Origin of the sequence: Actinoplanes sp. NPDC049802 (assembly GCF_040656595.1) — a bacterium.
Lineage (GTDB): Bacteria > Actinomycetota > Actinomycetes > Mycobacteriales > Micromonosporaceae > Actinoplanes.
Genome location: NZ_JBFAMR010000022.1, coordinates 35,526 through 46,798, shown reverse-complemented (window position 1 = coordinate 46,798; position 11,273 = coordinate 35,526). Strand labels below are relative to the sequence as shown.

At 73.2% G+C, this 11,273-nt stretch carries 10 protein-coding genes and 1 pseudogene; 5 read left to right on the top strand and 6 right to left on the bottom strand.

Annotated features, from left to right (window positions below; genetic code table 11):
• Positions 1 to 227: 227 nt before the first annotated feature.
• Positions 228 to 854: a response regulator transcription factor gene (locus AB0I88_RS17450; RefSeq protein ID WP_361024757.1), complete on the top strand. Its 627-nt coding sequence runs from the start codon at positions 228 to 230 to the stop codon at positions 852 to 854.
• 198 nt (positions 855 to 1,052) lie between these two features.
• On the opposite strand, the gene AB0I88_RS17445 is transcribed toward AB0I88_RS17450, so the two are convergent.
• A complete protein-coding gene (locus AB0I88_RS17445) occupies positions 1,053 to 1,469 on the bottom strand; it encodes a VOC family protein (protein ID WP_361024754.1) in 417 nt (138 codons plus the stop codon).
• A complete protein-coding gene (locus AB0I88_RS17440; RefSeq protein WP_361024751.1) occupies positions 1,462 to 2,400 on the bottom strand; it encodes a helix-turn-helix domain-containing protein in 939 nt (312 codons plus the stop codon). Before AB0I88_RS17440 ends, AB0I88_RS17445 begins: the two co-directional genes overlap by 8 nt.
• 44 nt (positions 2,401 to 2,444) lie before the next feature.
• Between AB0I88_RS17440 and AB0I88_RS17435 the strand changes: the two genes are divergently transcribed.
• Positions 2,445 to 3,029: an FAD-dependent monooxygenase gene (locus AB0I88_RS17435; protein WP_361024748.1), complete on the top strand. Its 585-nt coding sequence runs from the start codon at positions 2,445 to 2,447 to the stop codon at positions 3,027 to 3,029.
• 75 nt (positions 3,030 to 3,104) lie between these two features.
• Here the strand turns inward: AB0I88_RS17435 and AB0I88_RS17430 are convergent, their stop codons facing one another.
• On the bottom strand, positions 3,105 to 3,608 hold the full coding sequence (locus AB0I88_RS17430; protein ID WP_361024745.1) for a hypothetical protein: 504 nt from the start codon (positions 3,606 to 3,608) through the stop codon (positions 3,105 to 3,107).
• A gap of 85 nt (positions 3,609 to 3,693) precedes the next feature.
• On the opposite strand from AB0I88_RS17430, the gene AB0I88_RS17425 reads away from it, so the two are divergent.
• Entirely contained in the window at positions 3,694 to 4,185 is a 492-nt protein-coding gene (locus AB0I88_RS17425) for an HXXEE domain-containing protein (protein WP_361024743.1), read from the top strand.
• A gap of 242 nt (positions 4,186 to 4,427) precedes the next feature.
• On the opposite strand, the gene AB0I88_RS17420 is transcribed toward AB0I88_RS17425, so the two are convergent.
• Positions 4,428 to 5,483 (bottom strand): methyltransferase domain-containing protein, encoded by a 1,056-nt coding sequence (locus tag AB0I88_RS17420; protein ID WP_361024740.1) that lies wholly within the window; start codon positions 5,481 to 5,483, stop codon positions 4,428 to 4,430.
• 96 nt (positions 5,484 to 5,579) lie between these two features.
• Between AB0I88_RS17420 and AB0I88_RS17415 the strand changes: the two genes are divergently transcribed.
• Both AB0I88_RS17415 and AB0I88_RS17410 read left to right on the top strand, forming a co-directional pair.
• Positions 5,580 to 8,153 carry an AAA family ATPase gene (locus tag AB0I88_RS17415; protein WP_361024737.1) on the top strand — a complete coding sequence of 858 codons (2,574 nt, stop codon included), beginning with the start codon at positions 5,580 to 5,582 and terminating at the stop codon, positions 8,151 to 8,153.
• A 4-nt stretch (positions 8,154 to 8,157) separates the two neighbouring features.
• Entirely contained in the window at positions 8,158 to 8,832 is a 675-nt protein-coding gene (locus AB0I88_RS17410; protein ID WP_361024734.1) for an MBL fold metallo-hydrolase, read from the top strand.
• Between the two features lie 85 nt (positions 8,833 to 8,917).
• On the opposite strand, the gene AB0I88_RS17405 is transcribed toward AB0I88_RS17410, so the two are convergent.
• The gene (locus AB0I88_RS17405) at positions 8,918 to 10,756 is read right to left on the bottom strand and encodes a hypothetical protein (protein WP_361024731.1); all 1,839 of its coding nucleotides are present in this window, start codon (positions 10,754 to 10,756) and stop codon (positions 8,918 to 8,920) included.
• 52 nt (positions 10,757 to 10,808) lie between these two features.
• A pseudogene (locus tag AB0I88_RS17400) lies at positions 10,809 to 11,249 on the bottom strand (HSP90 family protein); the annotation flags it as partial.
• Positions 11,250 to 11,273: the final 24 nt, after the last annotated feature.

Genomic DNA, 11,273 nt, shown 5'->3' with positions numbered 1-11,273 from the left:
GCGAGCTTGCGAGCGAATCAGTTGGCTCAGGTTTGGACTCATGGCGGCGCCGGAGCGCAGCGGAGGGGACGGCATGAGCGAGCTTGCGAGCGAATCAGTTGGCTCAGGTTTGGACTCATGGCGGCGCCGGAGCGCAGCGGAGGGGACGGCATGAGCGAGCTTGCGAGCGAATCATTCAGCTCAGTTGCCAGATCATGGCGGCGCCGGAGTGGAGCGGAGAGGACGACATGATCAAAGTGGTGATAGTGGACGACCACCCGGTGGTGCGGGACGGGCTGCGCGGCATGTTCGCCGGCGACGACCGGTTCACCGTCCTCGGTGAGGCCGGTGACGGCCGGGAGGCTCTCGCCGTCACCGAGGCCGTCACCCCCGACGTCGTGCTGATGGACCTGCGCATGCCGGTCATGGACGGCGTCACCACGATCCGCGAGCTCCGGACCCGCGGCTGCACCGCCCGCGTGCTGGTGCTCACCACCTACGACACCGACAGCGACGTGCTTCCCGCGATCAAGGCGGGCGCCACCGGCTACCTGCTCAAGGACACGCCCCGCGAAGAGCTGTTCCGGGCCGTGCTGGCGGCGCACCGCGGCGAGTCGGTGCTCTCCCCGGCGGTCGCCGGCCGCCTCATGGGCCGCCTCCGCACCCCCGCCAAGGAGCCGCTCAGCCACCGCGAACTGGAGGTGCTCGGCCTGATCGCCCGGGGCTGCACCAACCGGGAGACGGCCAGGCGCCTGTTCATCAGCGAGGCCACCGTCAAGACGCACCTGCTGCACGCCTACGCCAAGCTCGGCGTCCGCGACCGGGCCTCCGCGGTGGCCACGGCGATCGGTCAGGGCCTGATCCGCAGCGAATGAAACACCATTTTCGGTACGCGTGACACCGCCCCCGAAAGCACGACGGCCGTTCCGTCCGCTCCACGCGAGCGTCTGCCACACCGGGCCGTGACGCGACCCCCGGGCTGACGTGACCCCCGGGCTGACGTGACCCCCGGGCTGACGTGACCCCCGGGCTGACGCGACCCCCGGGCTGACGCGACCCCCCGGGCTGACGCGTCACCCGGCCTTGCGCGGCTCGCCCCGATACGTGCCGAAGGACCACAGGTTGCCCTCCGGATCCCGGGCCATGAAATCCCGCGAACCGTAGTCGGTGTCGGACGGCTTCCGCACGATCTCGGCGCCGGCCGCGACCGCACGCGCGTACAGCCCGTCGACGTCGTCGGTCACCGCGTACGCCCCGAACGTCCCCGGACTGAGTTTCCACGGATGGCTGGGATCGCCGCGGTCCGAGCCCAGCATCACGCCGCCACCGGGCGGCCAGCTCAGCTCGCAGTGGTCGACCCGGTCGCCCTCGCCGTAGACGGCGGTCTCCTCGAAACCGAACGCCTCCACCAGGAACCGGATCAGTGCCCGGGCGTCGTTCGCCCGCAGGATCGGCCACACCTGAGGGGCCGGTTCACGCATGTCAGTCATACCGCCCATCGTCGTCGCCCGGCCCCGCGTGCGCTTGGACGAAACCGAAGTCCTCGAACCCGCCGTCCAGTTCCGCGTGCGTTCGGACGAAACCGAAGTCCTCGAACCCGCCGTCCAGTTCCGCGCGCGCTTGGACGAAACCGAAGTCCTCGAACTCGTCGGCCAGCCAGCGGGACGGCGCACATCCGGCGAACGCCCGGAAGTCCCGCACCAGATGTGACTGGTCGGCGTACCCGTGCGCGGCCGCCACCTCGGCCAGCCGCACCCCCGGCCGGATCGCCCGCCGCGCCCGGTCGAAACGGGCCACCCGCGCCGCCTCCTTCGGCCGGATCCCCACCTCGGCCCGGAACCGGTCGGTCAGATGCCGTGGACTCCAGCCCACCTCGGCGGCCAGGCCGGCCACACTGACCGGCCCGGCCCCGAACAGGCGGCGAACCGCGTGCCGGGCCCACGACGGCCCGGTGTCCTCCCGCAGGAGCCCACCGAGCATGGCGTCCAGGACCGCGAACCGGGCCGGCCAGCCCGCGGCCGCACACAGCCGGTCCCGTACCTCCCCGACGAACCGGTCCCCGAGCACCGCTGTCGCATCCACGTCCACGTTGGCGAGCTCGGCGGCCGGCAACCCGAACAACGCCCGGCAGCCCAGCGGGCGAACCGCCACCTGCACCCCCGACTGCCGGCCGTCGTGGGTGATCAGCGCGGGCCCCAGATGCAGCCCGCCCACCAGCGACCGGTACCGCCCCGGCGCCTGCCGCGGATCCGGGTGCGCGGCCACCACCAGCGGATCGTCCAGCGTGAAGATCAACGTCAGGTACGGCGACGGCAGCCCCCGATGCCGGGCCGGGGCGACACCACACTGGCGATACCCGGCGTAGTGACCGATCCACGGGCGCAACACCGGAGCCGGGTGGGACCACGCGTACTCGTCCATGCACGCCAGTGTGCCCCCAACCGTACGGGTGCGAGGATCAGCGCATGGCGCGTGCGGTGGTGATCGGAGCCGGAATCGGTGGGCTGGCGGCGGGACTGGCACTGCGGCGGCGGGGCTGGGAGGTGACCGTCCTGGAACGGGCGCCGTCCCTCGAACCGGTCGGCGCCGGCCTGGCCGTCGCCCCGAACGCGCTGCGCGTCCTCGACGCCCTCGGCGCGGGCGAGCGGATCCGGAAACTGGCCGGTCTCCAGGGCGCCGCCGGCATCCAGCGCCCCGACGGCGGCTGGATCTCCCGCACCGACGCGTCGAAGGCGGCCGCCCGCTACGGCGAGCCGGTCATCGTGGTGCACCGGGCCGTGCTCGTGCAGATGCTGGCCGAGAGCCTCGCGCCCGGTGATGTGTGGATTTGGGGTCCGTTTCGCACCCGAATTCCACACGCTCGGGGGGTTTGGGTCGTTGGTGTAGCGGGTTCGGGCTGGGTGGGGCCGCCGCAGTTGGGTGTGTGGAGTTGGGGTTCGTTTCGCACCCGAATTCCACACGCTCAGGAAGCTCGGGTCGTTGGTGCCGGTTGGAACGCTGCGCGTGGGTGTGTGGAGCCGGGGTCTGATCCGTGGGCCGAGCCGAGTTGATCGTGTGCGGAGTTCGGCCGGCCGCCGGCGTCGTCTCATGGCCGCTGAGGCGGCGCCGGCGCCCGACCGGGCGGGTCAGCCGGCCAGGGTCTTGGCCAGATCGTCGCGGAAGGTGCGCTCGTTCTCGGTGACGGTCTCGCCACCGATGCCGAGCAGGCCGCCGCTGGAGGCCGCGCCCACCACCTCGTCGGCGATCTCCACGAGCCAGTGCCGGTACGTCTCGGCGTCGGCGGCGGACGCCTTCGCGGCCAGCAGCGCCGCCGCCTCGGCAGCCCGGGTCAGTACGTCGGCCGCGTAACCGGCCGGGTCGCGCGGCTCGATGACCGGCGCTTCCTCGCCGATCTCCGGGTCGCCGGCCTCGGCCACCGCGGCCGCGGCGACGGCGGCGACCAGCGGGCTGGCCGACCCGCGGCCGTCCGAGATGCGGTCCAGCCCGGCCGCGCTCTCCGCGCGGGTCTTACGGGCGCTGTCCGGGCTGGCGGCGCTCGCCGCGGTGAGCACCGACTGCGGCAGGCCGGTCAACAGCCCCCACTCGGAGTCGGTGAAGCCCAGTTCGGCGTAGAGCGGTCGGTCCGTCACGCGTTTTCCTTCCCATCAGGTGAGTCATCAGCATTCTTACCTACCCGCTCCGGCCCGCTGATCCACACGTGTCACGATCGTCGGCATGTCGCGCCGCGCTGTCTGTCTCGGACTGTTCGCCGTCTGGGCCGTCCACGACCTGGAGGAGGTGCTCACCGCGACCTGGTGGTCCGAGCGCACCGTCCCGCGCCTGCTCGCCGAAGGCTGGCCACCGGGGCTGGTGGAGAGCATCGGCTCCACCACCCCACGCTTCGCCCTGGCCGCCGCCCTGGTGGGAGTGGCGGTTCTGGCCGCCGCGGTTCAGGGTGCCCGAACCGACGGCGAGTCCCGGTTCTTCCGGGCCGCTCTCCTGGTCTTCGGCTGGCACGGCGCCGTCCACGCCGCGCAGGCGATCGCTCTGCGTGACTACGTTCCCGGCCTGGTGACGGCCGTCGTCCTGGTGATCCCGTACTCGATCTGGGCGTGGCGCCGCCTCCGCCCTGCCCCGGTTCCCGGCCGTGTCATCGCCGCTGTCGCGCTGGCCGCCATCGCCCTCACGGTGGCCGCCCAGGCCCTGGCCCGGATCCTCCTTACCTGACCAGCAGGGTCAGCCAGGGCTCGGGTCAGATCCCGGGCCGGGAGGCGCACCTGAACATCATCCATGTCAGGGCTGTTCGAGGGCGCTGGAAGCCGGACCAGGACACCCGCGCGGCGCCAGCCGCCCGGGTGGGACCGTGCGGCGCCAGCCGCCCGGTCAGGCTGCGGGACGGAGTGGCAGCGCGGCCGCGTGGAACAGACGGGACGGGGAGAATTCGATGGGACGGTCCGCCGCGTACGAAATCAGGGTTTTGCCTCGTAGACGATGTTGAACGGGGTTTCGGCGACGCGGCGGAACCGGGTGAAGCCGGCGTCCGTGGCCAGGCGGCGGATCGGCTCCTCGCCGGCCTGGGCGCCCAGGGAGTAGCCGCCGTCCTGGGAGAGGGCGCTCGGCACGCAGAGGAACGCCGAGAACGAGTAGTAGACGCGGCCGACCGGGTTGAGGTTGTCGGCGACGGTCGCGCCGGCGGCCGGTTCGACGATCATCCAGGCGCCGGACGGGGTGAGCTGGGAGTGGATGTGCCGGGCGGCGCCCAGCGGGTCGCCCATGTCGTGCAGCGCGTCGAACGTGGTGACCAGGTCGTACGGTCCGCCGCCGAACCCTTGGGCGCCCGACGCCTCGAAGGTGACCCGCCCGTCCAGGCCGGCGTCGGCGGCCCGTTTGCGGGCCTGTTCGACGGAGCCGTGGTGGTAGTCGGACCCGGTGAAGACCGAGTTCGGGTACGCCTGGGCCATCAGCACCGTCGACGCCCCGTGCCCGCAGCCGACGTCGGCGACCCGGATGCCCGCGCGCAGCCGGTCGGAGATCCCGTCCAGGGCCGGCAGCCATTCGGCGATCAGGTGGGCGCTGTAGCCGGGCCGGAAGAACCGCTCGCAGCCGGTGAACACGTCGTCGTCGTGCTGGTGCCAGCCGAGGCCGTCGCCGGTGCGGAACGCCGCCGTGATCCGCGGTTCCGCCTTGAGCGCGCCGAGCGCCAGCTGGAACGCGCCGGGCGCGAAGATCGGACCGTCCGGGTCGGTGAGCGCGAACGCCTGCTCGGGGGTGAGCGAGTAGCGCCCGCTCGCCGGGTCGAACTCGACGTAGCCTCCGGCCGCCTGGCCGCGCAGCCACTCCTCGACGTAGCGGGGGGCGGTGCCGGTCCGTTCGGCGAGTTCCTCGGGCAGGGCCGCGCCGGTGGCGAGGGCCCGGTACAGGCCGAGCCGGTCACCGACGACGACGCCACCGGCGGCCATCGTGGCGCCCAGGTCACCGACGAACTTGTGTACGAACTCCATCAGTTTCGCTTCGTTGACTGTCATGCCTCTGTTCTAGAGAAGACCGGGGCCGCGGGAATCCGTGTCGGCTACCTAGCTCGGCGGGGGTGGATACCTAGACCGGCACCTAGACTCCGCCGCATGGGGCGGGCCCTGCTGGAGAGGGATCACGAACTGAGCGAGCTGGGTGTGGTGGCCCGGCGGGCGCTGGACGGGCACGGTTCGGTCGTCCTGATCACCGGCGAGGCGGGGATCGGCAAGTCGAGTCTGGTCGACGCGATCCGTTCGGTGTTGCCGGCGGAGGGTCGCCTGCTCGTCGGCTACTGCGACGACCTGGCCACCCCACGGGTGCTGGGCCCGCTGCGTGACCTGGTCGGCAAGGTCGGGTCGCGGTTGACCGAGGCGCTGTCGTCGGGTGACCGTTCCCGGGTGTTCGAGGCGTTCCGCAGCGAGCTGGACTGGCCGGGCCATCCGACCGTGCTGGTCGTCGAGGACCTGCACTGGGCGGACGAGGCGACGCTGGACGTGCTGCGGTTCCTGGTGCGGCGGATCGCGGCCCTGCCGGTGGCGCTGGTCGCGACCTACCGGGACGACGAGATCGGCGCCGGCCATCCGTTGCACGGCCTGCTCGGGCTGGCCGCGAACACGCCGATGCGCCGCCTGCCGCTGGCCCGGCTGTCCGCCGGAGCGGTGCACCGGCTGGTCGGCGACCGGGGGCTCGACCCGGGTGAGGTCTTCGCGGTCACCTCCGGCAACCCGTTCTTCGTCACCGAGGTTCTCGGCACCGGCGACACCGACGGTGTCCCGGCGACGGTCACCGAGGCGGTGTACGCCCGGCTCCAGTCCCTGGAACAGCCCTGCCGGGACGCCCTGGCTCAACTCGCGGTGGTGCCGTCGGCGGTGGAGTCGTGGCTGGTGGAAGCCGTGGTGCCGGGCGGTCTGGAGGCGCTGGGCGCGGCCGAGCAGCGGGGCATGCTGGCGGTCACGCCGTCGCGGGTGGCGTTCCGGCACGAGCTGATGCGCCGCGCGGTGGCCGCGTCGCTGCCGGCGTCCCGGCGGATCGCCGCCAACCGGGCGGTGCTGGCCGCGCTGCTGGACCGGGGCGGCGCCGACCTGTCCCGGCTGGTGCATCACGCCGCCGAGGCGGGCGCCGACGACCTGATCGTCCGGTACGCCCCGGCCGCGGCCGCCGAGGCCGCCTCCGCCGGTTCGCACCGGGAGGCGGCCGCCCACTACCGGCTGGTCCTCGAACACAAGGCGGCGTTCCCGCCGGATTCCCGGGCCGGGCTGCTGGAGGCGTACGCCGAGGAGTGCTACACCCTGGGCCTGGCCGAGCCGGCGGTCACCTCCCAGCGCGAGGCGGTGGCGTTGCGCCGCGACCGGCACGACCCGGTGGCGCTGGGTCTCGCGTTGCGCCGCCTCTCCCGGGTCTGCTGGTACGCGGGCGACCGCCCGGCCGCCGAGACGGCCGCCACCGAGGCCGTCGAGGTGCTGGAGCGGGCCGGCGACGACGCGGCGCTGGCGTTCGGGTTGAGCAACCAGTCGCAGTTGCACGCGCTGGGCGGGCAGACCGGGTCGGCGGTCGCGGCGGGGGAGCGGGCGATCGTGCTGGCCCGGGCCACCGGGTCGGCCGGGGTGCTGGCGCACGCGCTGAACAACGTCGGCTACGCCCTCTGGGACCGTGGTGATCCGCGCGGCCACCGGCTGCTGGCGGAGAGCCTGGCGGTGGCGCTCGCCGCCCGGGAGGACGATCACGCCTGCCGGGCGTACGCGAACCTGGCCTGGCATCTGATGGACGACCTGCGGCTGCGGGAGGCGTGCGAGCTGCTGGACGAAGGGATGGCGTTCGCCGAGCGCAACGAGGTGCTCGGCTTCCTGCGCTATCTGCACATCACACGCTCGATGGCGTTGCTGCGGCTGAGCGAATGGGACGAGGCGGACCGGCACGCCCGCTGGGCGGAGGGCGCCCCGCTGATCATGCGAAGCCCCGCCCTGGTGGTACGGGGCCTGGTGCGGGTGCGGCGGGGCCGGCCGGGCGGCGAGGCCCCGATCGAGGAGGCGTGGGCGGTGGCCCGCGGCATCGGCGAGGCGCAGCGGGTCGGCCCGGCGGGCGCGGCGATGGCCGAGGTGGCCTGGCTGCGCGGGGACCGGGCCGCCGCCGGCCGGCTGGTACCGGTCTATCTGCGGACGCTGGACCGGGAGGGCGGCCGCCGGCTGGGCGCGTTCGGCTACTGGCTGCGGCGGCTCGGCGCGGACGTCCCGGTTCCCCGTCCGTACGCGTCACTCGTCGACGGCGACCCACGCGAGGCGGCCCGGACCTGGGCGGAGGCCGGCTGCCGCTACGACCAGGCGCTCGCCCTGAGCCACAGCGACGACGCGGACGATCTGCTGGCGGCGGTCCGGATCCTCGACTCCCTGGACGCCGAACCGCTGGCCCGCCGGATCCGTTTCCGGCTGCGTGAGCTGGGCTTCTCCCGGATCCCGCGTGGTCCACGGCCGGCCACCCGGGACCATCCGGCGGGGCTGACCGGCCGCCAGTCGGAGGTGCTGCGCCTGCTCGCCGAGGGTCTGAGCAACCCGGAGATCGCCGCCCGGCTGGTGCTGTCGGTGCGTACCGTCGACGCCCACGTGGCCGCCGTCATGGCGAAGCTGACCGCCCGCTCCCGGCGGGAGGCCGTCTCCCGGGCCCGGGCGATCGGCCTGCTGGAAGAATGATCGCGTGCTAGAGGTGGTGGACGGGGTCTTCGAGCTCCGCCTGGGATATGTCAACGTGCACGTGGTCGTCACCGACGACGGTGTGGTGCTGGTCGACACCGGACTGCCGGGCCGGTCGCCGCTGATCGAACGCGGGCTGAAAAACATCCGGCGGTCGCTCGGCGAAGTGACCGCGATCCTGGTCACCCACCACCATCCCGACCACGTCGGCAGCCTCGCGGAGCTGCGGAGACGAACCGGCGCCCGGGTGATCGCGCACGCCGCCGACGCACCGTGGATCACCGGCCACGTCCCGCCCGCGCAGCCGGTGGGGTGGCGGGCGAAACTGGTCGGCCGGCTGATCGGCACGGTCGAGCCCACGAAGATCGACCAGTTGATCACCGCGGACGGCTCGGAACCGCTGCCCGGTTTCACCGCCCTGCACACCCCCGGCCACACCCGGGGTCACGTCTCCTACCTGCTGGACCGCTCGGGCGGCATCCTCTTCGCCGGGGACGCCGCCGCAAGCCGCAAGGGCCGGGTCACCGGCCCGCCCCGGGTGGTCACCGCCGACCCGGAGCGGGCGGACCGGAGTTTGGCCCGCTTCGCCGAGCTGGAGTTCAACCACGCGGTCTTCGGCCACGGCCGGGCCGTCTCGGGCCTGGCCGTGGAAGCCTTCCGCAAGGCCGTCTCCGGCTGACCGGATCTTCGGTCCCCTTCGATGGGGCGCCGGCGGCCACCAGCTGATCGTCCACGACTCCACCGCCCGGCCGGCCGCGCCCGGGTCACCGCAGCCGGGGCTGGAAGGCCTCCAAATCGCCGGAATCCATGCCACTCTCCTTCAGAAGCGCCTCCGCCTCGTCCCGCCGGCCCTGCGCCACCAGGCTTCTGCCGAGCAGAAGGACAGCCGACGGCGGCCGGCGACCCGAGCCGAACATCGCCCGCACCACCTCCTCCGCCTCGGCGGGCCGGTGCAGGGACAGCAACAGGACGGCCTCCGGCCAGCGCAGCTCCGGATGCCGCTGCGCCCGCTCCAGGGCCAGGTCCGGGCGCCCGGCGTTCCACGCGATCTCGCAGAGCGAGAGCTGAATGTCGGTGGCCCGCCTGCCCTTGTACGGCGGCGGCAGCTCATCGATCCGGGCGAGCACCTCGACCCAGTCCGCCGGTGGGGTCTCGCATTTCAACATCGCGTCCACCAGCGCTTTCGCCTCCTTGGCGGTGCCGCGGCTGGTGCGGAGCAGCGCGGCGGCCTCCAGCAGGTAGGCGGCCGCGGTATCGCCGTGCGACGCGTCGGCGGCCTCCCGCAGCAGGGCCGCCCGGTTCGGAAGGCCCTTCGGCAGCTCCGGCAGGGCGAGCAACTCGGTCAGCAGCAGGTGCGTGGTCTCCCGGTGGCGGCCGTCACGCCGGTACAGCTCGGCCAACAGGTAGCGGCAGCGTGCCGCCTCCATGGTGAGCCCGGCCAGGTCGAGGCTGCGGCGTGCCTCCTCGGCGGTCTCCGTGGCGTCGGCCATCCTTCCGGCGTTGCGCAGCAGATAGGCCAGCTCGAGCCGGGCGCACGCCGCCCCCGCGGCATCCCCGGCCACGGTCGACTCGGCCACCCTGCCCACCAGCGTGGCGACCTCGCCGGCGACCGGATCGTCCACGATCCGCCGCCCGGCCAGAAGGGTGAGTGGCAGCTCCGCCACGATCGGCTCGGCGACGAGGCGTGCCTCGATCCGCTCGCTCTGGTACGTGTTGCGGTTGCGCGCGTCGAACCGGGCCGCCTCCGCCCGGGCCAGCGCGGCCAGCTCGGCCCGCGTCTCGGCGACCGTGCTGTCCCAGCGGCGATCGCCGTTGTCGCTGCGCCGTCCCAGCGTCTCGCCGCCCCGGCCCGCCTCGACGAGCCTGCGCAGCAGCAGCGCGGAAGCCGTTGCGAACTCCATCGCCGCCGCCGGCGAGGCCGGCCGGTCCAGCCACGGCAGGTGCTGCTCGACGATGCGCAGCCCGTGTGTGGCGTTGCCGGTCAGCGCGCAGAATTCCACGTGCAGCGCGATCAGCTCCAGGTCGTCACGCTGACTGCGAACCCGCGCATACGCCGTACGGTGTGCCTCCACCGCCTCGGCGTGACGGCCGGTGTGCAGATAGGACAGCAGCAGGTGGCTGAGGATCTGGTGCGGTTGCTCGATGCACCCGCCGCGGACGAACGGTGCACCCACCTCCACGGCCTCCTCGTGCCGCCCGACGGCCGCGAGGTACTGAACCTGGGTGGTCGGCACGCAGGCCTGGCAGTCGGACAGCCCGTCGCGTGGAGCGGTGAGCATGTCGTCGTAGCGCCGAGCCGCCTCCTCGAAGTCGCCCAGGTGTATCGCCATCTTCACCCGGTGCTGGTGGACGGCGTGCAGGCTGTGGCCGCCGGCCCGGTAGCGCCGCTCCATGTCGTCGAGCAACCCGGCCACCTGGTCCAGTGTCATCCCGTGGAACTGGGACAGCTCCCAGACGATCCACTTGTACGCCCACAGCAGCGCGTGCTCGTCGCCGGGCCGCGTCACCTCGGGATGCCGGTCGAACGTGGACAGACACCACGAGAAGGCCATGAAGGCCCGGGCGTACTCCCCCGAGTTGTGCAGCAGCGACTGCGCGTCCATCCGGGCCCGGAACGCGAACGCGATCTCCCCGGCCGTGTCGGCGTGCCGGAACGCGCAGCCCGTCGCCGAGCGTCGCGCGCACCTGCTCCAGCAGGCTGTCGTCGTAGAGCGCCTCCCGGCTCGCGGTCGGCCGCAACTCGGAGGTGTCGACCACACAGCGGACGAAGAACGCCCACGGTGGCAGCAGTCCCTCGACTCCCTCGGACAGCAGCATCTGCTTCGGATAGACCCGGTGGGCCACCCGCACCGCCGGGTTCGCCGGCGCCGGCAGCACGAACGCGACGCCGCGCACCCCACCCTCCGGCGCCGAGAGTTCGACGACGTCGAAGGGCGAGAAGCCGAAGACCTCCTGAGCGTACGACGAGAGCCGTGCCCACCTGGCCGCCGACGACTCGCCCGGCGCCCGCTCCCACGGTGGCGTGCCGGCCGTCACCAGCGTCTCGCCGACCCGCACCGCGATCGGCAGCATCGAGCCGTAGAGCCCGGCCGGGTCCGGATGGAGGTCGTCCCGAACGGA